Here is a 22,508-nt window from a genome sequence, read left to right on the forward strand (position 1 = left end):
GCACGCCAGCAGGCCCGATGAAATGAAGGAGAACAGTGCCGAATACAGCACACACGAATATAGACCGTCCGCCAGTCACCGTGGCGGTCACCGCCTAGAAACCAATCAACCGGGGGAGGAGAAGGAACAGTGAGCAATCTCGTCTACTTCTCCAGCGTGTCGGAGAACACCCACCGCTTCGTCCAGAAATTGGACTGGCCGGCCGACCGCGTCACTCGAATCCCCCTGCACGGCCGTATCGAGGTTGACGAGCCCTACGTCCTGGTGCTGCCGACCTACGGCGGCGGCAAGGCGACCCCGGACATCGACAACGGCGGCTACGTGCCCAAGCAGGTCATCGCATTCCTCAACAACGAGCACAACCGGTCGTTGATCCGTGGCGTCATTGCCGCGGGCAACAACAACTTTGGTGCTGAATTCGCCTACGCGGGCAACGTGGTCTCGCGCAAGTGCGGTGTTCCGTACCTCTACCGCTTTGAACTCATGGGAACCCCGGACGACGTCATCGCCGTTCGTGAGGGTCTGGAAGATTTCTGGAAGGAACTCTCGTGCCACCAACCGTCACAGCTGCAGAACCGGTAGCCGCCACCACCCACGCGCTGCCCGGTGAGAGCGACTACCACGCTCTCAACGCGATGCTCAACCTGTACGACGCGGACGGCAAGATCCAGTTCGACAAGGATGTGCTCGCGGCGCGGGAGTACTTCCTGCAGCACGTGAACCAGAACACGGTGTTCTTCCACAGTCAGGACGAGAAGCTCGATTACCTGATCGAGAAGGAGTACTACGAGCGCGAGGTGCTCGACCAGTACAGCCGCAACTTCGTCAAGCAGCTACTGGACCGGGCGTTCGCCAAGAAGTTCCGCTTCCCAACGTTTTTGGGCGCATTCAAGTACTACACCAGCTATACGCTGAAGACGTTCGACGGCAAGCGCTACCTGGAGCGGTTCGAGGACCGCGTCGTCATGGTGGCCCTCACCCTGGCCGCCGGCGACACCGAGCTGGCCGAGAAGCTGGTCGACGAGATCATCGACGGCCGGTTCCAGCCGGCCACCCCGACGTTCCTCAACTCGGGCAAGAAGCAGCGCGGCGAGCCGGTGAGCTGCTTCCTGCTGCGCATCGAGGACAACATGGAGTCCATCGGTCGCTCGATCAACTCGGCGCTGCAGCTGTCCAAGCGCGGCGGTGGAGTTGCGTTGCTGCTCAGCAACATTCGCGAGCACGGCGCGCCGATCAAGAACATCGAGAACCAGAGCTCGGGCGTCATCCCGATCATGAAGCTGCTGGAGGACTCGTTCTCCTACGCCAACCAGCTCGGTGCCCGCCAGGGTGCCGGTGCGGTGTACCTGCACGCGCACCACCCGGACATCTACCGCTTCCTCGACACCAAGCGCGAGAACGCCGACGAGAAGATTCGCATCAAGACGCTCTCGCTGGGTGTCGTGATCCCGGACATCACGTTCGAGCTGGCGAAGAAGAACGAGGACATGTACCTCTTCTCGCCGTACGACGTGGAGCGCGTCTACGGGGTGCCGTTCGCTGATATCAACGTCACCGAGAAGTACTACGAGATGGTCGACAACGGCGCCATCCGCAAGACGAAGATCAAGGCCCGCGAGTTCTTCCAAACCCTCGCCGAGCTCCAGTTCGAGTCGGGCTACCCGTACATCATGTACGAGGACACGGTGAACAGGGCCAACCCGATCGCGGGCAAGATCACGCACTCCAACCTGTGCTCGGAAATCCTGCAGGTGTCGACACCGTCGCTGTTCAACGAGGACCTGTCCTACGCCAAGGTCGGCAAGGACATCTCGTGCAACCTCGGCTCGCTCAACATCGCCAAGGCGATGGATTCGCCGGACTTCGCGCAGACCATCGAGGTGTCGATCCGGGCGCTCACCGCGGTGTCCGATCAGACCCACATCTGGTCGGTGCCGTCGATCGAGCAGGGCAACAACGACTCTCACGCCATCGGCCTGGGGCAGATGAACCTGCACGGCTACCTGGCGCGCGAGCAGATTCACTACGGCTCCGAAGAAGGCATCGACTTCACCAACATCTACTTCTACACCGTGCTGTTCCACGCGCTGCGCGCCTCGAACCTCATTGCGATCGAACGCGGTACGAAGTTCGGCGGGTTCGAGAAGTCGAAGTACGCCTCGGGTGAGTTCTTCGACAAGTACACCGAGCAGGAGTGGGCGCCGAAGACCGACAAGGTGCGTCAGATCTTCGCCGATGCCGGCATTCACATTCCGACGCAAGATGATTGGCGCTCGCTGAAAGAATCAGTGCAGGCGCACGGCATCTACAACCAGAACCTGCAGGCCGTCCCGCCGACGGGCTCGATCTCGTACATCAATCATTCGACGAGCTCGATCCACCCGGTCGCGTCGAAGATCGAGATCCGCAAGGAAGGCAAGATCGGCCGCGTTTACTACCCGGCGCCGTACCTCACCAACGACAACCTGGAGTACTACCAGGACGCATACGAGATCGGCTACGAGAAGATCATCGACACCTACGCCGCGGCCACTCAGCATGTGGACCAAGGGCTTTCGTTGACGCTGTTCTTCAAGGACACCGCCACGACCCGCGACGTCAACAAGGCGCAGATCTACGCCTGGCGCAAGGGCATCAAGACGCTTTACTACATCCGGCTGCGTCAGATGGCTCTGGAGGGCACGTCCGTGGAGGGTTGCGTCAGTTGCATGTTGTAGTGATTGTTCGCTGACAGCGGATTTCATGACTGGTAGAACTCCGACCGGAGGCCTGATCTATGAGGTCAGGCTCCGGTCGGAGTCCGTTTATCGCTATGTCGGCCTCACGACGAAAACCGCGCAAGTACGCCTGCGGCAGCATCTGAAGGTCGCTTGGGACGCGAGAAAAACGCCGTTCTATGACTGGTTGCGAAAACAGCAGCGCGACGATCTGATCGTGGACCCGCTGGACTGGACAGACGGGCTCGACGAGCTAGGCGAGGCCGAGATTGCGTGGATAGCGCTTCTTCGGCAGGAGGGGCATCCACTGCTGAACCTCTCGGACGGCGGACTCGGACCGACGGGCGTTGTGTGGACCGCGGAGATGCGGGAGGCAGCGAGGATTCGATCGACCGGTCGTAAGATTCCCAGCAGATTCGGTGAAGAGGCGTCGTTCTATCGAGGGGAACACTCCGCGGAGCAACGAGCGAAGTGGTCGGCCGCACGTAAAGGCACGAACGTTGGTGCTGACAATCCGAATTATGGGAAGTTTGGTGCTGATCACCCCAGTTTCGGTCATGTGATGTCGGAAGAGGCTAAGGCCAAGCTTTCAGAGCAGCGGAAAGGTGCTGGAAACCCCAATTTTGGCCGAAGTGCCAGTGCGGAAACACGCGCCAAAATGTCAGCGGTCCGAAAAGGCCGGCCCATGCCGTCGAGTCGACGTAGTGCTCATACCCGCTATCACACAAATCGGGGAATCAAGAAAGACACCTGCCAGTACTGCATTGAAGACTCGAGTTGAGTCGACCGCACCTAATCGACCGCGGCGGTAACCGCTATCCCGCCGACCAGCCCTGCTGGCGCGGTGACGACGGCACCCCTCTGGTCTTCGAGCCGCTGCCGGGTATCGGCCGTGAGCAGATCGACACCGCGATCAACTCGCAGTGGCGTTACCGCACCGCGCTACCAAATCCCTTGGCGCACATCGACCCGGTGACCCTCGCTGAGGGTCGGACACCGCTGCTCACCCGGACCTTCGACGGCATCGACGTCGGTCTGAAGGTCGAGTCGATGAACCCCACCGGCAGTTTCAAGGATCGCGGCGTGTCCGTGATGGTGACGGCTTTGCGTCACCAGGGGATCGAGCGGGTACTCGAGGACTCCAGCGGCAACGGCGGATCCTCGGTTGCGGCATACTGCGCGGCGGCAGGGATCGGCGCACACATCCTCGTGCCGGCTGCGACGTCGCCGAACAAGGTCATCCAGAGTCGATTGCACGGTGCCCACATCGAATTGGTCTCGGGTACTCGCCAGGAGGTGGCCGACGAGGCCGTGCGTCGCGCCGCAACGACGTTCTACGCGAGCCACAACTGGCACCCGTACTTTCTGCAGGGCATCAAGCTGATCGCCTACGAAATCTGGGAAGACCTCGGATTCCGCGCTCCCACTGCGGTTCTTGTTCCCGCAGGTGCCGGCAGCCTCGTCCTCGGCTGTGCCATCGGATTCGGCGAACTGTACCGTGTCGGCGAGATCGCGCGCGTACCAAGAATTCTCGTCAGTCAGCCGCAAAATTGCTGCCCGCTTGTCACGGCCATCGGACAGGGCCGAGACGAGGTCGCCGAACAGCCATGGTCGACGACGGTCGCCGAGGGGACGGCCATCGCGAAGCCCGTGCGGGATCGTGAAGTCCTGCAAGCGATCCGGGATACCTCCGGGACCGCCGTCGCGGTGCCGGAGGACGAATTGCTGCCCGCGGTGGGGGAACTCGCCCGCACCGGTCTGTTCGTCGAACCCACCAGCGCCCAGGTCGTGCCCGCGCTACGTCAGTTACGCGCAGCCGGGGAGATCAGTGCCGCGGACACCGTCGTCGCCGTTCTCACCGGATCAGGGCTGAAGGCCAGTCACCTGCTCACGCCGGGGCGTAACGCTGGCGCGGACGGCCGGTGGAGCCATACTGCAGGCCCATCGTGAGGGTGCCGGCCCGCACCAGATCCGCGAGGTAGCGCCGCGCGGTAGCTGGGGCGACGCCCACCAGTTGCGCGATCTCGTCGGCCAGCAGCGGTTCACCTGCCTCGCGGAGCGCGTCCACGATCAGGCGCTCGGTCAGTGGGGCGCCCTCGTCCTTCTTGGTGGTTGGCCGTTCGGACCGCAGCGCCGAGACCGCCGAGTCCACCTGTTCCTGAGTCAGATGTGGGCCATCGAGGATTCGCCGATACGCCGTGTAGGCGGCCAGGCGCCGCGCCAACTCGGTGTTCGGAAACGGCTTGATGAGATATTGCAGCGCTCCGGCGGCGAACCCGGCCCGGATGTTCGCCGCATCGTCCGCGGCACCCAGGATGAACGCGTCGCAGCGCAGGCTACGCACCAAGTCGATGCCCGAGCCGTCCGGTAGGTAGACGTCGACCAGCGCCAGATCCACCGGTGCCTGCGCGGCATCGGCGCCGGCCACGATCGCCGTGGCTTCGGCGATGGTTCGCGCCGAGCCGACCGCGACGAATCCGACCATCGAGTCCACCACCGAGGCGTGCAGCGCGGCGACCCGAAAGTCGTCGTCCACCACCAGGATTCGCAGCTCACGCGTCATCGCCCAGAACACCTCCCGGAATCGTGGCCAGCACCGTGGTCGGCTCGCCGGCCGTGCCGCCGCGTGCGGCGATGGTGACGTCCCCACGATGTCCGCGCGCCACTTGCCGTGCGATGGCCAGACCCATCCCGCGCCCACCCGGCACCGTCGGGTCGGATCGAGTGGTAACCCCCTCAAGGAAGGGGTCGTCGACGGTGAACCCGGGCCCGGTATCAGTCACCACGATGACCAGATCATGCCCGTCGCGCAGCAGATCCAGCTCTACCGTCGGGACATGCGAGTCTGGCGCCGCGTTCTCGGCCGCCGCGTCGATCGCGTTGTCGAGCAGATTCCCGACCACCGTGGTGGTATCCACCGGGTGGGCGAGCGTGCCGACCAGTGCCGTTTCTTCGCCCACCCGCAGCACGACGCCACGCTCGTGGGCACGGGCGGCCTTTGCACCGACGAACGCCCGCAGATGCAGCTCGTCCAGGCGTTCGAGACCCGGCACCGGGGCCACGCCGGCTCGTCCGGTGATCTCGTCCAGGTACCTCAGTGCCTCGGCGGTCCGGTCGTCGCGAAGTAGGCCTGCCACCACGTGCAGGCGGTTCGCCGACTCGTGGCGCTGTGCCCGCAACGCTGAGCTCATCGCCTGCACCGAGTCCAGTTCGCGGGTGAGCGCCTCGATGTCGGTGCGGTCCACGGCGGTCAGCACCGTGCCCAGATCGGTGCCGTCGCGGTGCACCCGTCGGGACGACACCAGCACCACGCGTTCGTTGACGGCCGCGGCCACCGGCGCCGTCGTCGGCTCCGCCGCGATCGCGGACACGCGGGGGGTGAGGCCCAGATCGCGCAGCGGCGTCCCCGGTGCGGCGGTGATACCGAGCAATTCCCGCGCCCGCTCGTTGATCACCCGGGCGATGCCGTCCGCGTCGATCGCGATGACTCCCTCCGCACCCGAATGCAGTACCGCGTCCTGCTCGCGGATCAGCTCGGCCATCTCCTCGGGCTCCAGGCCCAGGGTCAGGCGGCGCCACCGCCTGGTCAACAGAGCTGAGCCGATCGCCCCCACCGTCAGCGCAATCCCCACCAACGTGATCAGCAGCACCAGGCTGTGGTGGGTGGCGCGAGTCACCGTATCCATCGCCACTCCAACACTGACCAGGCCGACGACGCTGCCGTCCCGGCCACGAATCGGTGCCTTTGCGCGGACCGAATCGCCGAGGGTGCCCTGCTGCACGGTCAGTTCGGCCTTGCCACCGAGGGCGGCGGACGGATCGGTGCTCAGTGGCCGATCCAGCTGCGTCGCGTCGGGATGTGCGATGCGATAGCCGGCGTCGTCGGCGATCACCACGAACAACACCCCGGTGCGGGCGGTGATGGCCGCGGCCTGCCGTTGTAGTGGGGCGGCGGCCAACTCGGCGGCGGAGGCCGGGTGGCCGGCCCGACGCGCCGCGGATTGGGTGGCAGCACCGGCCTGGACTTCCTGGTCCGAGGCCACTGTCTCCGCGATGGCCTGGGCGCGGCGCGCAAATTCGGTTCGGGTCTGCGTGTCGGTGCGGTGGATGATGATGCCGAAACCGGCTGCCAGGCTGGCGGTCACGATCACCATTTGCAGGATCAGGATCTGCGTGCGTAATCGGATCCTCGGCATGAGGGTCGAGGCTATCGCCGTCGACGACGGATCGGCCGCGGATCGGCGCGTCAGAGCGGTATCTGGCCGAGGGCGACGCCCACCACCAGCATTGTCAGCGAGACCACCGCCGCGCGCCACAACACCTTCTTGTGATGATCGGCGAGCCCCACGCCGGCGAGTGCGACGAGGAGCAGGATCGCCGGGACCAGCGGGCTCTGCATATGGAACGGCTGCCCGGTGATCGAAGCCCGCGCCATCTCGGCCGCGCTGATCCCGTAATGGCTCGCGGTCTCCGAGAGCACCGGCAGGACACCGAAGTAGAAGGCGTCGTTGGACATCAGGAACGTGAACGGGATGGACAGCACACCGGTGATCACGCCGAGGTGCGGACCCATCGACTCCGGGATGATGCCGGTGACCCAGGTGGCCACCGCCTCCACCATGCCGGTGCCCTTGAATACTCCGGTCAGCACAGCGGCTGCGAGCACCATGCCCACCACCGACACGATCGACGACGAATGCCGAGTGATCGCGGCCTGCTGCTCGACCACCTGCGGGAAGTTCACCATGAGGGCCGCCGCGGCGGCGATCATGAAGAGCACCGGGATGGGCAGGATGTCCATGGTGAGCACCGCGAGCAACGCGACGGTGATTGTCGCGTTGAACCACAACAGTTTTGGTCGGGCGAACTCGCCGGAGATCGCGCCCGAGTCGTCGGCGGCACCCTCAAATCCGTCGCCGACGCTGAGCCCCGTCGGTTCCAGGCCGCCATCAGCGCCGGCCAGGACCCGCTCACGAACCACGATCGAGCCGATCCGTTTGCGCTCCATCACTCCCAGGTGCCACGCGAAGGCCAGCACGATGAACATTCCGGCGATCAGTGACGGGATCATCGGGACGAACACCTCGGACGGAGAGATCTTCAGTGCGGCCGCCGCGCGCGCAGTCGGGCCGCCCCACGGCAGGATGTTCATGGTGCCGTTCGCCAGCCCGGCGACCACGGTGAGCACCACCGGGCTCACCCCCAGCTTCAGATACAGGGGGAGTAGCGCAGAGATGGTGACGATGAAAGTGGTCGAACCGTCACCGTCAAGCGAGACAACCGCCGCGAGCACCGCGGTGCCGATCACCAGTCGGGCCGGGTCGCGGTCCACCATGCGGATCACGGTGCGCACGACCGGATCGAACAGTCCGACATCGATCATGATCCCGAAGAACACGATCGCGAAGAACAGCATCGCGGCGGTGGGCGCCAGGTCCTTGATGCCGTCGGTGATCATCTTCCCGATCCCGGTGCCCGCCCCAGCCAGCAGGCCGAAGATTACGGGAACGGCGATCAACGCCACGATGGGCGTGGCGCGCTTGGTCATGATGATGACCATGAAGGCGGCGACCATGGTCAGGCCGAGGGCAACCAGCATCAGCAATCTCCTGAGGGTGTGACTGGAGCAATCTCAGAAGGGTCGCTGTAACCGGTATCACAAAGCGAGCTTGTACGTATTAGTCGCGCTTTTGCGCGTTTCGCTCAGTGTTGCGCTGCCGCGCACCGACGGTCAGATCCCTTGGCTTGGTTCTATTCGGGCACGCCGGCGGCTGCGGGCGCCATCGAGAAGATCTGCCAGGAGTGGCCGTCCAGGTCGTGGTAGCTACGGCCGTACATGAAGTCTTCGTCGTCGGTGTCACCCACGGTGCCTCCGGCGGCGAGGGCGCCGTCCACAAGCTTGTCCACGCACTCGCGGCTCTCGACGCCCAAGCAGACGACGCACTCCTTGGTCTTCGACGCGTCGGCGGTCTCGGCCGAGTGCAAGGAGTCGAAGACGTCGCGCTGCGTCAGCATCGCGAATTGATTCGCGCCCAGCACCAGCGTCACACAACTGTCGTTGCTGAAGTTCTCGTTGAACGAATAGCCGAGGCCGGCGAAGAACTTTCGCGATCGTTCGACGTCAGCGACGGGCAGGTTCACGAAGATCATGGGGTGCATCGGGCAGCTCCTGTGGTCCGCGGCGCCCGGATGCGGGTGCCGTCGCAGGGATAGACCGCCGAACTGCGCAGAACTCATCGCCCGTCAGCGCTCACTGGTCCAGTTGAAGCACGTAATGCGCGAAAATGCTTGTGATAACGGCTATTCGGCGGTTCAGGCGGTCGGAAGTGACCCGTACCCGGCGTTCAGGAAAAGGCGTACCGCACGACCACGGGCGCGTGGTCGGACAGCCGCGCGCTGGGCTCGGCTTCCTTGTCGACGGTCACCGACACGGCGGTCCGCGCGAACCGCGGCGTGGCGAGGTGGTGATCGATCCGCCAGCCCACGTCCTTGACGAACGACTCGCCGGCCCAACTCCACCAGGACAGCGGCCCGGGGCGGTCGCCGTGCAGTGTCCGGACCACGTCGACGAGCGTGCGCGGCCCGATCTGTGCGTCCAGCCAGGCGCGTTCCTCAGGAAGGAAGCCCTCCATCTTCTGTGCGGGCCGCCAATTGGTCACGTCGTGCCGAAGATGGGCCAGGTTCAGGTCGCCGAGCAGCAGGAACTCGCGGCCCGCCGCGAGCGCCGCCCGGCGGCTCCGGCGCAACTCGCGTGCGAACGCCGCAAGAAAGCGCATCTTCCGGTCGTACTTGGCGCCGCCGTCAGGCGTGTCGCGCATGGTGCCGGGCCGCTGCAGGTGCGCGGGCAGGCCGCCCTTCGGCAGGTAGAGACATGCCACCGTGAGGGGAACGTCCGCGAGGTCGACCTCGAGGTACCGGCCCTCGAACGCATGGGCCCCGAGGCCCCGAGTGCGCGGCGGATGTGAGACCCAGGTCCGCACGTCCGACGGTGCTTCGCGGGTCAGGATCGCGACGCCGTTGCGGCCCGGGATCGAGCCGCAGTCGATTGCCGCGCGATAACCGTCGAACGCGCCGACCTCCTCAGGCGGACAGCGCAACTCCTGCAGGGCCACCACGTCGAGACCTCGCCCGGCCAACCAGGCGTCGAAGCCGCGACGGCGCGCCGCCCGGATGCCGTTGACGTTGAACGTCGCGATGCCCAGCGGGAGGTTTGGAGTGTCAGCCATCGGGTCTATCGAAGCGGACGCGTCGACGGTGGTTGGTGACGGGCCGGCGGCCTGTCACCACCGTTACGCTTCGCGCGCCTGATCCGCGTGCAGGGCCTTGATGCGCCGCTGCTCGCGCAGCACCTGCTGGTAGCTCTCCCGCTCGATGACCAGCCAGTCGGGCTTCTCTTCGAGCAGCCGCTCGATCTGTTCGGTGGTCAGCGCTTTCTCGATGCCACCGCGGGCGAGGCCGGCGATCGAGATGCCCAGCTTGGCCGCCACGAGGTTCTTGGGGTGCGGCCCGTTCTTGCGGAGGTCCTTGAGCCACTGCGGCGGGTCGGCCTGCAGCGCGGCGAGTTCGGCGCGGGTGATCGCGTTCTCTTGGAACTCCGCAGGCGTCGCCGGCAAGTACACGTCCAACTTCTTCGCCGCGGTGGCGGGTTTCATGGACTGCGCGTTGGGCCTGCTCATGGGCTCAGCCTATCGGTAGCCTGACGCGGTGACCTCGCGCTCCCTGACCCTCGGCTACGTCCCTGGCGGGACGCCCGCGAAGTGGGCGCGAATTTGGGCTGAGCGCCACCGTGAAGTTCCGTTGATCCTGCACGCCGTCACGGCGGCGGACGCGGCCGATGCCGTGCGGGCCGGCACCGTCGACGTGGCACTGCTCCGGCTGCCGGCCGATACGGCGGGGCTGGCCGTCATCCAGCTCTACGAGGAGACGACGGTGGCGGTGGTGCCGGCCGACCACCTCCTGACCGCGGTCGATGAGATCGCCGCCGCGGACCTCGACGGTGAGCCGATTCTCATCCCGCTCGACCAGGTCGTCTCGTGGGCCGACGCTCCCGGTACCCCGGTCGACCATCGGCCCGAGACCACCGAAGACGCGATCGAGCTCGTTGCGGCCGGAATGGGCGCGCTGATCGTTCCACAGTCGCTGGCGCGGCTGTATCACCGCAAGGATCTCACCTATCGCCCGATCACCGACGCACCGACGTGCCCGGTGGCGCTGGCCTTCCAGGCGGGGGAACAGCCGGAGTTGGTCGAGGAATTCATCGGCATCGTGCGGGGCCGCAAGGCCAGTTCATCTCGGGGACAGGCTGAGCCTGCGCCGAAGCGGAGCGCCCGGGAGAAGACACTCGCGAAGCAGGCCGCTCGGGCCGCCGCGGGAAAAGCCTCGACGGGCAAGGTCGCCCGGAAGCCGGGCAAGCCGCAGCGCGGCCGCCGCTGAGGTGTGGCCTCACGTGTGGGACGGCCCCTGCGCTTTCCTGTACAGCGACTTGAGCAGCACATCGCGGAAGGCGCGACTGTCCAGAGCGCGACGTCCTGCTTCGGCCACGTGCGGGATGCCCGCCAGCTTGTGAAAGATACGGCCGCGCCGGTACTCGCGGCCCCATGCCGCCTCGATTCGCTGCTGGTAGTTGGTGAAGTCGTCGGGACCGCCGTTCATGAGCGCGGCGACGGCGCATTCGCCTGCGGCCAAACCGGATTCGAGCGCCTTCGAGATGCCGGCACCGGAGGCCGGTTTCCCGGCGCCCAGCGCATCGCCGGCGAACAACACTCCGGGCCGCCACGGCGGCCAGGCGGTGAATCCCATGGGCAACCGCCAGGCCCGGACGCTCTTGTTTCGTCGCAACACGTCGACCGGTGGCAGCTCCCAGTCGCGCGGCAGCGTCTGCAGGAAATCCCCGAGGAATCGAGTTGCGTTGATGGCCTGCCAATTTCGATAGCTGTTGACGTAGCCCAGGCCGATGTTGAAGGTGCCGTTGCCCATGGGGAACACCCAGCCGTAGCCGGGCAACTGGTCGCCGTTGAACAGCAGCTGGAGATAGATGTCCAGCGAATCGGAGTCGGGGCGGTTCGCGGGCATTTCGGCGCGAATCGCGATGGCCGAATAGCCGTGGTAGTTGGACTCGATGTGCAGTGCCCGCTTGATCGGGGAGTACGCGCCGTCGGCGGCGATCACGGCGTCGCCGCGCACCGTCTCTCCGCTCTTGAGGACCACGCCGGTGACGCGGCCGTCGTCGCTGCGCTCGGGGCCCGTCGCCTCGGCGCCCTGCCGTACTTCGGCGCCCGCGGCGGCGGCGTTCGCGAGCAGCATGGCATCCAACCGCGTCCGACTGACGGTGCAGCCGTGGTCGGGCATTCCGGGCCGGCGCGGGAACGACAGCTCCCATCGGTGCGGGCTGAACACCGTCACCCGATTGATCTGATGGAACGTCGCGGCCTGTTCCGCGAGGCCCATCTTCTGCAGATAACTGAGCCCGCGCGCCGTCAGTCCGTCGCCGCAGGGTTTGTCGCGGGGAAAGGTGGCCTTGTCGAGCACGACGACGCGCGCGCCGGTCTGCGCGGCCTGCCAGGCGGCGGCCGATCCCGCCGGACCTCCGCCGACTACGACGACGTCGTACCGCTCAGCCATGTGTTCAGCCCCTGTCACGCCGGTACTTTCGGGCGCATCCCGAGCGCGATGCTACGCGCGAACACTGTCGGTCGGCTGGGCACGACGAGGCGGCCTCAGTTGTGACATGCGCCGCGCCGAGCGGTCTGAGCAGGTCAGATTTGCCCCGACCGGTACAGTGGCGGGGTGCGCAGGCCATCTCTTCCACGCACCGGCATCCAGGCCGGGGTGAAAGTTCCTGGTGTGCCGGGCGTGAACGTTCCGTCGGTGACCGTGCAGGTGAAGGTCACGCCCCCCAAGGGCGCGCCGGAGAAAGTCGACGCCCGCAGCGAGCGCTGGCGCGAACACCGGCTGAAGGTCCGCGAGGAGATCGTGGACGCCGCGTTCCGGGCCATCGACCGGCTCGGCCCCAATGTCAGTGTGCGAGAGATCGCCGAAGAGGCAGGCACCGCCAAGCCCAAGATCTACCGGCACTTCGCCGACAAGTCCGACATGTTCTCGCAGATCGGCGAGCGGATGCGGGACATGTTGTGGGCAGCGGTGATTCCGTCCATCGACATCGAGAACGATTCGACCGGTCAGATCATCGGCCGCGCCGTCGAACATTACGTGGACCTGGTGGACCAGCACCCCAACGTGGTGCGCTTCTTGCTGCAGGGCCGGTTCGCCGACCAGTCCGCCGCCGCGATGACCACCGTCAACCGGGGCCGCGACATCACCCTAGCCATCGCCGCCATGATCAGCGGTGAGCTCAAGGACATGGACCTGGACTCCAGCATCTTCGAGCTGGCGGCCTTCACGCTGTTCGGCGCGGCGGCCTCGGCGACCGACTGGTGGCTCGGCGGCAGTGACGAGACTCCGCGCCGCCTGCCCCGCGACCAATTCGTCGCGCACATGACGACCATCATGATCGGCGCCATCAACGGCACTGCCAGGCTGCTCGGCATCCGGTTCGATCTGGACCTGCCGGTGCACGACGCGGTCCGCCGCGAAGAATCCGTGGCCGACGCCGGCCATCAGTAGCCTGGTCCGTTGACACCTGGGCGGGCTGACCGGACACTGTGGAATATCCGGTACCGCCGTTCCCAGGAAAGAGCAGGTTCATGACGGTCGAGCAGTCAACTGGAGCGCAGTCGGTCGGCGTTGAGGACACCGCCGAGCCCATCGTGACGCGGGCGGTGATCATCGGGTCCGGCTTCTCCGGACTGGGCATGGGCATCGCGCTGCGCAAGCAGGGCTTCGGTGCGCGTGACTTCCTGGTCCTGGAGAAGGCCGACGAGGTCGGCGGCACCTGGCGTGACAACACCTATCCGGGCTGCGCGTGTGACATTCCGTCGCACATGTACTCGTTCTCCTTCGAGCCGAAGGCGGACTGGACGCACATGTGGTCTTTCCAGCCGGAGATCTTCGACTACCTCAAAGGCGTCACCGACAAGCACAACCTCCGCCGGAACATCCGGTTCAACACGCATGTCGACCGCGCGCACTGGGATGAAGACGAGCGGCGCTGGCACATCTATGACGACAGCGGCCAGGAGTACATCGCCCAGTTCCTGATCTCCGGGGCCGGGGGATTGCATATCCCGTCGGTTCCCGACATCGAGGGCTCTGATGAATTCACCGGTGCCGCTTTCCATTCCGCGCGGTGGGACCACAGCGTCGACCTCACCGGCAAGCGCGTCGCAGTGATCGGCACCGGCGCCAGCGCCATCCAGATCGTGCCCGCCATCGTCGACCAGGTGGCCGAGCTGCACCTGTACCAGCGCACCCCCGCATGGGTGATGCCGCGGCCCAACAACGCATTTCCGGAGTGGATGAAGGACACCTTCCGCCGGGTACCGGGTACCCGGGCCCTCATGCGGGACGCCATCTACTGGATTCACGAAGGCGTCGGGTTCGCGATGACCAAGCAGCCGCGACTGCTCAAAATCGGTGAGCTGCTGGGCAAATGGAACATCAACCGCAGCATCAAAGACCCTGAACTGCGCCGCAAGCTGACCCCGAACTACGTGGCGGGCTGCAAGCGAATCCTGAACTCCGACACCTACTATCGCGGCATCGCCAACCCGAAGACACAGGTCTTCACCGAGGGTATCGAGCGGATGACCGCGGGCGGCATCGTCACCCGCGACGGTGTCGAGCATCCCGTCGACGTGGTGGTGTGGTGCACCGGTTTTCACGTCACCGACTCGTACACCTACGTCGACATCAAGGGTCTCGGAGGCGAGGACCTGGTCGACCGGTGGAACCGCGAGGGTATGGCGGCGCACCGCGGCATCACGGTGTCGAACATGCCGAACCTGTTCTTCCTGCTGGGTCCGAACACCGCGCTGGGGCACAACTCGGTGGTGTTCATGATCGAGTCGCAGATCCGCTACGCCGCCCAGGCCATCGCCGCCGCCGACAAAGCGGGCGCGGCCGCGCTGATGCCCAGCCGGCGCGCACAGGACGAGTACAACGCCGAATTGCAGCAGAATCTGGCCGGCACGGTGTGGAGCACCGGTGGTTGCCACAGCTGGTACATGGATGAGCATGGCGTGAACCGCACGCTGTGGAGCGGCATGACCTGGCAATACTGGCTCGAGACCCGCAAGTTCCAGTCGGCGGAGTACGAATTCATCCGCTGAATCGGCCTCCACGGCGCGACACGAAAACACAACTTTTAGCGGTGTTCGGCGACGGCAGATACCAGGGGTAGTGTCGGTGGTGCCGATCCGGCAAACACAGTTCCAGGCGAAACGGGGTCACGGTGTCTGAAGGTATGAAGCTGATCGACCGGGCCTCCGCGATCAACTGGAACCGCGTGCAGGACGACAAGGACGCGGAGGTCTGGGACCGCCTCACGGGCAACTTCTGGTTGCCGGAGAAGGTGCCGGTGTCCAACGACATCCCGTCCTGGGGCACCCTGACCGACAGCGAAAAGCAGCTCACCATGCGCGTTTTCACGGGCCTGACGCTGCTGGACACCATCCAGGGCACCGTCGGCGCCGTCAGCCTGATCCCCGATGCGCTCACCCCGCACGAGCAGGCCGTCTACACCAACATCGCGTTCATGGAGTCGGTGCACGCCAAGAGCTACAGCAACATCTTCTCGACGCTGTGCTCCACCGTCGAGATCGACGAGGCATTCCGCTGGTCGGAGGAGAACCCGAACCTGCAGCGCAAGGCCGAGATCGTCATGAAGTACTACAAGGGTGACGAGCCGCTGAAGCGCAAGGTGGCCTCGACACTGCTCGAGAGCTTCCTGTTCTACTCCGGCTTCTACCTGCCGATGTACTGGTCCTCGCGCGCCAAGCTCACCAACACCGCCGACATGATCCGGCTGATCATCCGTGACGAAGCGGTGCACGGCTACTACATCGGTTACAAGTACCAGCGCGGCTTGGCCATGGTCGACGAGGCCAAGCGGACCGAGCTCAAGGACTACACGTACGAGCTGCTGTTCGAGCTGTACGACAACGAGGTCGAGTACACGCAGGACCTGTACGACCAGGTGGGCCTGACCGAGGACGTCAAGAAGTTCCTGCGCTACAACGCCAACAAGGCGCTGATGAACCTCGGCTACGAAGCGCTGTTCCCGCGCGACGAGACCGACGTGAACCCGGCGATCCTGTCGGCGCTGTCGCCGAACGCGGACGAAAACCACGACTTCTTCTCGGGCTCGGGTAGCTCGTACGTGATCGGCAAGGCCGTCAACACCGAAGACTCGGACTGGGATTTCTAAAGGCGCAGTTCAGTGCTGTGATTGCGGGGCGTATCGGCTTGCCGAATGCGCCCCGCAGCTATTTGGCCCGGCGTTAAACTTGATCTTTACACGTCGAGAAACAGGCGGGCCGAACCATGGCGCTATCGACATCAATCTCACATCTCGTCGCCGCCGGCGCGCTGAGCGCGGCGGCGCTGACCATCGGCATCCCGATGGCTTCCGCTGACAACACGATCGTGTGCGAGCCGGGGCAGGTCGTCATCGACGGTCAATGCCACTCGCCCTCGGGCATGAACAACAACGCGGGCACGACGGGCGGCACGTCGGGCTCGACCAATAGTGGCCACACCAGCCCCGGCAGCCACTCGCACTGAGGTCCGGAGCCGTCGTCAGTTCAGTGTCGGTACCGGCTGGATGACGAACCCGAATTTCGTGAGTGGCTCAAGTGATTTGCGCGCCTCGGGGCTCGCCACCGCGAAGGTGATGATCGCTGTCTGGTCGCTGACCGCCGACGCGAAGAGGGCCATGAAGTTGCGCTGCAGCGCTGAGGTCATATCGCTGTTGGCGGTCCACTGCGTGATCCACAGGCCGTTGGTCAGGCCGGGATTCACCGCGCTCGCGCAGGTGCCGGCGCGGACCGCGCCGGGCCAGTCGCGGGCCGCGACCGCGGGATCATCCTGAGTGAAACTGTCTGGCGCACATACGGCTTTCTGCCAGTCGTTGAGCACGCCGGTGACGCCGGCCGACACCGGAGCCGGAGCGGGGGCTGGATCAGGATCGGCATGCGAGACGCCCACCGGCAGCAGGGCGATGGCCACGCCGGCAAAGGCCAGCTGGGGCAGAGGAGCGCGGCGGCGGGTGGACGTCATGGTCAAGTTTTAATGCGCCACAACGAATGCCGTCAACTTTTTCATCCGCGCGTCAATTAGTCCGTTAGTCCGCGTTGGACTCCCGGTCGCCGACGAACGCGAGTAGGGCGGCGTCGCCGGAGCAGATCACATCAACCCGCTCGCCGCCGTCGCACTGGAACAGTCCGATGGTCAGTTCGTGCGCGCGGCGGCCGATGATCCGCCAGACACCGCCTGCCAGCTCCCAGCGCTGCAGGATGTCCACCGGATCATCGGCCACCGGGTGCCCGAATCAGATGGTCGCGGTGTCGATCACGAAGCGGTACCGCACGTCGCTGGCGATCACGCGCTCGTAGGCTTCATTGACGTACGACGCCTCGATGATCTCGATCTCCGGGGTCACGTCGTGCTCGGCGCAGAAGTCCAGCATCTCCTGGGTCTCCGGAATGCCGCCGATCAGCGAACCGGCCAGCGTGCGACGCATGCCGATCAGGGGAAACACCGGCACCTCGAGCGGCTTCTCGGGCGCGCCGAGTTCGACCAAAGTGCCGTCGGCCCGCAGCAGGTTCAGGTAGAGGCCCATGTTGAGGTTGGCCGACACCGTGTTGATGATCAGATCGAAGCTGCCGGCCAGCGTCTTGAACGTCTGCGGGTCGTTGGTGGCGTAGTAGTGGTGCGCACCCAGGCGCAGGCCGTCTTCCATCTTCTTGAGCGACTGGCTCAGCACCGTGACTTCGGCGCCCATGGCGACGGCGAGCTTCACGCCGACGTGACCCAGGCCGCCGAGGCCGACGATCGCGACCTTCTTGCCCGGCCCGGCGTTCCAGTGCCGCAGCGGCGAGTAGAGGGTGATGCCGGCGCAGAGCAGGGGAGCGGCCTTGTCGAGGGGAATGCTGTCCGGGATACGCAGCACGTAGTTCTCGTCGACCACGATGGCGGTGCTGTAGCCGCCGTAGGTGGGCGTGCCGTCCCGGCCGGTGGCGTTGTACGTGCCGATGTTGCCGCCCTTACCGGTGCAGTACTGCTGCAGGCCGGCCAGGCAGTTGTCGCACTCGCGGCAGGAGTCGACGAAGCAGCCGACGCCGACGTGGTCGCCGACCTTGTACTTGGTCACCTCGGAGCCGACCGCGGTGACCACCCCGGCGATCTCGTGGCCGGGTACGACGGGGTAATTGGCCGGGCCCCATTCGGACTTGACGGTGTGGATGTCCGAGTGACAGATGCCGGCGAACTTGATGTCGAAAGCCACGTCGTGCGGACCGATGTCGCGGCGCTCGATGGTGGTCTTGGTCAGCGGGCTGGTCGCTGAGGTCGCGGCGTAGGCGGAAACGGTCGTGGTCATACTGTGTCAGTCCTCTTCATTCTCGGCTTTGCCTAGCGGCGTGTACCTAACGCAAATGTTAGCGAAGGTAACGAAACGGGCTATTCGTCAGGCCCTGACCACACTCAACGGCGGCCGGAGCGGAACTAATCCCGGATCCGGCTGTGAATTCCGGCGCTACAGCCCGGCCGCGCGGAAACCGGCGTTGAAGCTCACCCGCTCATAGGTGGCCACGCCTGCGTGCACGTAGGGGTCGCCGGCGGTCAGCGCGTCGGCTTCCTCGGCCGACATGTCCGAGGCGATCAGTACGGCGCCACCCTGCGACTCCAACCGGCCGGCGAGCAGGATGCGGCGCTCTTCGACCAGCTTGCCGAGCCATTCCAGATGGGCCGGCCGCGCCTGGTCGACGACGTCGAGGGGCTGGGTATACGTGATGTTCAGTACGTGAAACACGCTATGAGGTTATCGGGGCAGCTCGGGGAGCCGCGGCCGGACGTCGCGTTGTGGCATGTCCGGCTCATGCTGGCTGATGGCTGCGGGTATGCAGCTGGACGACCTGTTCGGTGCGGCCCCGCAGTTGGTGTGTTTCGCTGTCGAGGATGCCCAGTACGCGCAGACCGGCGTCGGCGACCTGCATGGGCAATTCTGATCGCTGCGGGCCGTGCGGCGTCGACCACATGTTGACGAGAGATTCCACCAACCTGAACGGTAGATCGGCGGCTGCAGGATGCACGTGTGTGCGCTCCAGCACTTTCTGGCTTTGTGCCAGGTAGTGCAGCCGGAGTCGTTCGCGATCGGACCAGAAGGGTTCCAGACGGTCGGCCCGCACCTCGGGAAGCAAATAGAGGGCACCCAAATTCCAGTTGCCGCTGAGTAATTGGTGGCCGTCGAATGCCGCCAGTGCGTGCAGGTGTTCAGTCGCGGTCAAGGCGGGGGACGTGTTGGTCAGGGTGGTGATGAACGCCAGCGTCGGCGTGACGGTTTGGCTCAGCAGGGCGCACAGGATGTCGTCTTTTGTCGTGAAGTAGTGGTACAGCGAGGCCTGTCTGATGCCGACCGACTCGGCGATGGTTCTGGTCGATGTGCCCGTGTAACCCAGTGTGGTGAACAATTCGCTTGCCGCATCGAGTATTTCATCTCGCGCGGTAACGCCCGGACGGCGCTGCGTATGCAGGCGGGGCCGTCCGGTACGAGGGGTCGACATCCTTTCATCGTGGTGCATGGTGGCGCTGATCGGTATCGCCGCCCTTATCTGTCACGCGACAGAAACATGCGATATGTCGCGGTTACCGATGTGGGTCAGTTGCTTACATCGTGCTTACTTCGTTGACACCAAGGGAGTTCGTCGGGGGAGAAAACTGTCAACTGACAGGCCAGCGGTTCGCGGCGAACCCGAAGGCGTGGCGATGACAACGCAGGAGAGCGCCCATGACTACCGCTGCATCTGTGGTGGACGCATCACACGTGCCTCCCGCGGCATCGCCGAGTCCCGCCGCGGTGGCCACTGTCGCTGACTTGCATGTCACGTTCCGGCGCAACGGCCGCGACGTGCACGCGCTGCGTGGCGTGTCGCTGGCGGTACGGCCCGGCGAGATTCTGGGATTGGTCGGCGAATCAGGCTCGGGCAAAAGCGTTTTGGGATTCGGCATGCTCGGCCTGCTGCCGGCTTCTGCCCGCGTCGACGGCAGTATCTCGATCGCCGGCTCCGACATGGTGCACGGTGATCCCAAGGCGCTGCGCAGGGTCCGTCGCCTCGATCTGGGTGCGGTGTTCCAGGACCCGATGACATCGCTCAATCCGACGATGCGGATCGGTAAGCAGGTCGCCGAGGCCGCAGGCAGTACCGATGAGGCGCTGCGCCTGCTGACCGCGGTTGGCATACCCGACCCGGCCCGGCGGATGCGCGCTTACCCGCACGAACTTTCCGGCGGTCTACGGCAGCGCGTCATGATTGCCATCGCGATCGCCGGCAACCCGGACCTGATCATCGCCGACGAGCCGACCACCGCACTCGATGTCACGGTGCAGGCCCAGGTGCTCCGGCTGTTGCTGAGGCTGCGTGACGAAATCGGTTGCAGCATCGTCTTCATCACCCACGACCTCGGGGTGGCGGCCCAGATTTCCGATCGCATCGCGGTGCTCTATGCCGGCCGTATCGCCGAGGTTGGTCCGGCCGCAGATGTCCTGGGCGCACCTGCCCACCCGTATACCCGTGGCCTGCTGCGGTCGAGACTGACGCTGCAGACCGCCCGTGGCCAACGGCTCGCGGCGATGCCGGGGTCGGTGCCCAGTGCGCTGTCGCCGCTGCCGGGATGCGCCTTCGCGCCGCGCTGTGAGCAGGCCACCGACGACTGCGAGAAGTCGCCGCCCGACCTCGTTTCGGTCGGCGCCGGGCGCGTCAGCGCGTGTCTGCTGGCACCCGATGCGTCCACACCTGACCGGGAAGCGGTCGGTGAACCGGAACCCATTGCGGCGCAGTCGATCAGTCCGGTCACTGCCGAGCTGCCCGCGGCCGTCACGGTGACCGATGTGACCAAGACGTTCGCCGTCGCCCCACGCGGCAAGCTGCACGCCCTGCGCGGGGTGCGGTTGCAGGTGGGACACGGCGAATCGGTCGCGCTGGTGGGGGAGAGCGGTTCGGGAAAGTCCACCCTCCTGCGCGTCATGGCCGGTCTCGAGAAGGCGACCACCGGCAGCGTGGAGGTCGTCGGCGACGAGCGGCCACAGATGGTGTTCCAGGACGCGGGCGCCTCGCTTACCCCCTGGCTCTCGGTCGGCGAATTGATCGGCGAGCGATTGCGCGGCACGAAACTGAACCGCGCCGCCCGGCGCGATGCCGTCATCGAGGTCCTCAACCGGGTCGGACTGCCCGCCGAGGTGGCGAAGTCGCGGGCCGGTCAGCTCTCGGGCGGTCAGCGCCAACGGGTTTCGCTGGCCAGAGCAACCGTCGTCCCGCCCGCGGTATTGCTGTGTGACGAGCCGACCAGCGCGCTGGACGTGTCACTGGCTGCCTCGGTGCTCAACCTCATCGGCGACCTGCGCCGCAGTCTGGACATGTCGGTGGTATTCGTGACGCACGACCTTTCGGTCGCCCGCGTGGTGGCCGATCGCATCGCCGTCATGTACCTGGGCCGCATTGTGGAAATCGGGCCGGCCGAACAGGTCATCGGAGATCCGACACATCCCTACACCCGTGCCTTGGTCGACGCGATTCCTGACCTCGGGCGCGAATCACGGGTACTGCCAGGTGAACCCGCGAGCCCACTGTCGCCGCCGACGGGGTGCGCGTTCCATCCGCGGTGCCCGATCGCGGTCGAAGCGTGCAGCGGCGACGAACTCGACATCCGACTCGTGGGCAAGCCCGGTGGGGCGCACCAGGTGGCTTGTATCGAAAAGAAGGTGCCCTGATGGCTGTCGCACTCTCCGTCCCGAGCCTCGTCCGCGGCCGGACGCGGCCGGCTCTGCCGCAATCGCGATCGACGATCGTCAACCGGGTCGGGGTCTCGCTGGTGATCGTCGTGACCCTGGCCGTCATCGCGGTGCCGCTGCTGGCGCCACACGATCCGCTGATCCCGGTCGGCATGCCGTTGCAAGCGCCGGGCGAGCACGGGTTCCTGCTCGGCACCGACAGCGTGGGCCGCGACATCTTCTCGCGCGTACTTTATGGCGCGCGGTCCAGTTGGCTGGCGGCGCTGGCGGTCGTGGCGCTGGGTCTGCTGATCGGCGGCCTCGTAGGCCTGGTCGCCGGGACGGCGGGCGGTTGGATCGACTCGACGCTGATGCGGGTCACCGACGGCTTCCTGTCCCTCCCCGCTCCCGTGCTGGCCATCGCGGTGGTGGCCGCGCTGGGACCGAGTTTCCTGCACACGCTGGTCGCGGTGTCCATCGTGTGGTGGCCGTTCTATGCCCGGCTGGTGCGCGGTGAGGTGGCTCGGCTCGCGGCCCGGCCACACGTCGAAGCGGCAAAACTGGCCGGCGTCAGCCGATTTCGACTCGCCACCCGGCACCTGCTGCCGGGTGCGGTGCCGGGCGCGCTGGTCGCGGCCAGCCTCGATATCGGCACCCTGATCCTCACCCTGGCCGGCCTGTCCTTTCTCGGGCTCGGTCAAGCCGCGCCGGCGCCGGAGCTCGGGGCCGACTCCGCGCGCAACCTGAGCTACTTCCTGCAGCAGTGGTGGATTCCGGTGATGCCGGGGCTGGGCGTGCTGGTGCTGGCTCTGGTCGCCAACATCTCCGGTGACTGCCTGCGCAATCTCATGAAGTCGACCGTGTGATGAAACCGGACTGCGTGGCGGCGCTGACGGCGTACGCGAAGG

At 65.8% G+C, this 22,508-nt stretch carries 23 protein-coding genes; 11 read left to right on the forward strand and 12 right to left on the reverse strand.

Annotation, left to right across the window (positions count from 1 at the left end):
- Nucleotides 1–129: 129 nt before the first annotated feature.
- From nrdI to AC3WTE_RS30190, 4 genes are read left to right on the forward strand one after another with little or no spacing between them, the layout of a single operon-like run.
- A complete protein-coding gene (gene nrdI, locus AC3WTE_RS30175; protein ID WP_492443129.1) occupies nucleotides 130–582 on the forward strand; it encodes a class Ib ribonucleoside-diphosphate reductase assembly flavoprotein NrdI in 453 nt (150 codons plus the stop codon).
- Nucleotides 549–2,717 (forward strand): class 1b ribonucleoside-diphosphate reductase subunit alpha, encoded by a 2,169-nt coding sequence (nrdE, locus tag AC3WTE_RS30180; RefSeq protein WP_492443130.1) that lies wholly within the window; start codon nucleotides 549–551, stop codon nucleotides 2,715–2,717. The genes nrdI and nrdE overlap by 34 nt, the downstream gene beginning before the upstream one ends.
- A gap of 25 nt (nucleotides 2,718–2,742) precedes the next feature.
- A complete protein-coding gene (locus AC3WTE_RS30185; protein WP_492443131.1) occupies nucleotides 2,743–3,498 on the forward strand; it encodes an NUMOD3 domain-containing DNA-binding protein in 756 nt (251 codons plus the stop codon).
- Complete coding sequence (locus AC3WTE_RS30190; protein ID WP_492443132.1) at nucleotides 3,495–4,667, forward strand: threonine synthase; 1,173 nt, start codon at nucleotides 3,495–3,497, stop codon at nucleotides 4,665–4,667. Before AC3WTE_RS30185 ends, AC3WTE_RS30190 begins: the two co-directional genes overlap by 4 nt.
- On the opposite strand, the gene AC3WTE_RS30195 is transcribed toward AC3WTE_RS30190, so the two are convergent.
- From AC3WTE_RS30195 to AC3WTE_RS30220, 6 genes are all read right to left on the reverse strand, one after another.
- Nucleotides 4,606–5,280 carry a response regulator gene (locus AC3WTE_RS30195; RefSeq protein WP_492443133.1) on the reverse strand — a complete coding sequence of 225 codons (675 nt, stop codon included), beginning with the start codon at nucleotides 5,278–5,280 and terminating at the stop codon, nucleotides 4,606–4,608. The genes AC3WTE_RS30190 and AC3WTE_RS30195 overlap by 62 nt on opposite strands.
- Nucleotides 5,270–6,913 carry a sensor histidine kinase gene (locus tag AC3WTE_RS30200; RefSeq protein ID WP_492443134.1) on the reverse strand — a complete coding sequence of 548 codons (1,644 nt, stop codon included), beginning with the start codon at nucleotides 6,911–6,913 and terminating at the stop codon, nucleotides 5,270–5,272. Before AC3WTE_RS30200 ends, AC3WTE_RS30195 begins: the two co-directional genes overlap by 11 nt.
- A 50-nt stretch (nucleotides 6,914–6,963) precedes the next feature.
- Nucleotides 6,964–8,316, reverse strand: a complete 1,353-nt coding sequence (locus AC3WTE_RS30205; RefSeq protein WP_492443135.1) for a CitMHS family transporter — start codon at nucleotides 8,314–8,316, stop codon at nucleotides 6,964–6,966.
- A 152-nt stretch (nucleotides 8,317–8,468) separates the two neighbouring features.
- Entirely contained in the window at nucleotides 8,469–8,876 is a 408-nt protein-coding gene (locus AC3WTE_RS30210; protein ID WP_492443136.1) for a VOC family protein, read from the reverse strand.
- Between the two features lie 185 nt (nucleotides 8,877–9,061).
- Nucleotides 9,062–9,943, reverse strand: a complete 882-nt coding sequence (locus tag AC3WTE_RS30215; RefSeq protein WP_492443137.1) for an exodeoxyribonuclease III — start codon at nucleotides 9,941–9,943, stop codon at nucleotides 9,062–9,064.
- 63 nt (nucleotides 9,944–10,006) lie between these two features.
- A complete protein-coding gene (locus AC3WTE_RS30220; protein ID WP_492443138.1) occupies nucleotides 10,007–10,393 on the reverse strand; it encodes a DUF5997 family protein in 387 nt (128 codons plus the stop codon).
- A 28-nt stretch (nucleotides 10,394–10,421) separates the two neighbouring features.
- Between AC3WTE_RS30220 and AC3WTE_RS30225 the strand changes: the two genes are divergently transcribed.
- On the forward strand, nucleotides 10,422–11,150 hold the full coding sequence (locus tag AC3WTE_RS30225) for a LysR family substrate-binding domain-containing protein (RefSeq protein ID WP_492443139.1): 729 nt from the start codon (nucleotides 10,422–10,424) through the stop codon (nucleotides 11,148–11,150).
- Nucleotides 11,151–11,159: 9 nt separating this feature from the next.
- Here AC3WTE_RS30225 and AC3WTE_RS30230 read toward each other — a convergent pair whose 3' ends face one another.
- Complete coding sequence (locus AC3WTE_RS30230; RefSeq protein ID WP_492443170.1) at nucleotides 11,160–12,338, reverse strand: NAD(P)/FAD-dependent oxidoreductase; 1,179 nt, start codon at nucleotides 12,336–12,338, stop codon at nucleotides 11,160–11,162.
- Nucleotides 12,339–12,584: 246 nt separating this feature from the next.
- Between AC3WTE_RS30230 and AC3WTE_RS30235 the strand changes: the two genes are divergently transcribed.
- From AC3WTE_RS30235 to AC3WTE_RS30250, 4 genes are all read left to right on the forward strand, one after another.
- Nucleotides 12,585–13,340, forward strand: coding sequence for a TetR/AcrR family transcriptional regulator (locus AC3WTE_RS30235; protein ID WP_492443171.1), 756 nt, complete (start codon nucleotides 12,585–12,587; stop codon nucleotides 13,338–13,340).
- Nucleotides 13,341–13,420: 80 nt separating this feature from the next.
- Entirely contained in the window at nucleotides 13,421–14,944 is a 1,524-nt protein-coding gene (locus AC3WTE_RS30240) for a flavin-containing monooxygenase (RefSeq protein ID WP_492443140.1), read from the forward strand.
- A gap of 134 nt (nucleotides 14,945–15,078) precedes the next feature.
- A complete protein-coding gene (gene nrdF, locus AC3WTE_RS30245; protein ID WP_492443172.1) occupies nucleotides 15,079–16,041 on the forward strand; it encodes a class 1b ribonucleoside-diphosphate reductase subunit beta in 963 nt (320 codons plus the stop codon).
- Between the two features lie 116 nt (nucleotides 16,042–16,157).
- Complete coding sequence (locus AC3WTE_RS30250; RefSeq protein ID WP_492443141.1) at nucleotides 16,158–16,397, forward strand: hypothetical protein; 240 nt, start codon at nucleotides 16,158–16,160, stop codon at nucleotides 16,395–16,397.
- A 15-nt stretch (nucleotides 16,398–16,412) separates the two neighbouring features.
- On the opposite strand, the gene AC3WTE_RS30255 is transcribed toward AC3WTE_RS30250, so the two are convergent.
- The 5 genes from AC3WTE_RS30255 to AC3WTE_RS30275 all read right to left on the reverse strand — a co-directional run bounded on the left by AC3WTE_RS30255 (nucleotide 16,413) and on the right by AC3WTE_RS30275 (nucleotide 19,396).
- Nucleotides 16,413–16,892, reverse strand: coding sequence for a hypothetical protein (locus tag AC3WTE_RS30255; protein ID WP_492443142.1), 480 nt, complete (start codon nucleotides 16,890–16,892; stop codon nucleotides 16,413–16,415).
- A 64-nt stretch (nucleotides 16,893–16,956) separates the two neighbouring features.
- Nucleotides 16,957–17,151, reverse strand: coding sequence for a hypothetical protein (locus AC3WTE_RS30260; RefSeq protein WP_459365773.1), 195 nt, complete (start codon nucleotides 17,149–17,151; stop codon nucleotides 16,957–16,959).
- A 12-nt stretch (nucleotides 17,152–17,163) separates the two neighbouring features.
- Entirely contained in the window at nucleotides 17,164–18,213 is a 1,050-nt protein-coding gene (locus AC3WTE_RS30265; protein WP_492443143.1) for an NAD(P)-dependent alcohol dehydrogenase, read from the reverse strand.
- Between the two features lie 156 nt (nucleotides 18,214–18,369).
- The gene (locus AC3WTE_RS30270; RefSeq protein ID WP_492443144.1) at nucleotides 18,370–18,645 is read right to left on the reverse strand and encodes a YciI family protein; all 276 of its coding nucleotides are present in this window, start codon (nucleotides 18,643–18,645) and stop codon (nucleotides 18,370–18,372) included.
- Between the two features lie 64 nt (nucleotides 18,646–18,709).
- A complete protein-coding gene (locus AC3WTE_RS30275) occupies nucleotides 18,710–19,396 on the reverse strand; it encodes a TetR/AcrR family transcriptional regulator (RefSeq protein ID WP_492443145.1) in 687 nt (228 codons plus the stop codon).
- A 224-nt stretch (nucleotides 19,397–19,620) separates the two neighbouring features.
- Here AC3WTE_RS30275 and AC3WTE_RS30280 point away from each other — a divergent pair, with 224 nt between their 5' ends.
- Nucleotides 19,621–21,600: a dipeptide ABC transporter ATP-binding protein gene (locus AC3WTE_RS30280; RefSeq protein WP_492443146.1), complete on the forward strand. Its 1,980-nt coding sequence runs from the start codon at nucleotides 19,621–19,623 to the stop codon at nucleotides 21,598–21,600.
- Nucleotides 21,600–22,466 (forward strand): ABC transporter permease, encoded by an 867-nt coding sequence (locus tag AC3WTE_RS30285; RefSeq protein WP_492443147.1) that lies wholly within the window; start codon nucleotides 21,600–21,602, stop codon nucleotides 22,464–22,466. Before AC3WTE_RS30280 ends, AC3WTE_RS30285 begins: the two co-directional genes overlap by 1 nt.
- The last annotated feature ends 42 nt before the right edge of the window (nucleotides 22,467–22,508 follow it).

Source organism: Mycobacterium sp. FW102-FHT13B02, from assembly GCF_058790275.1.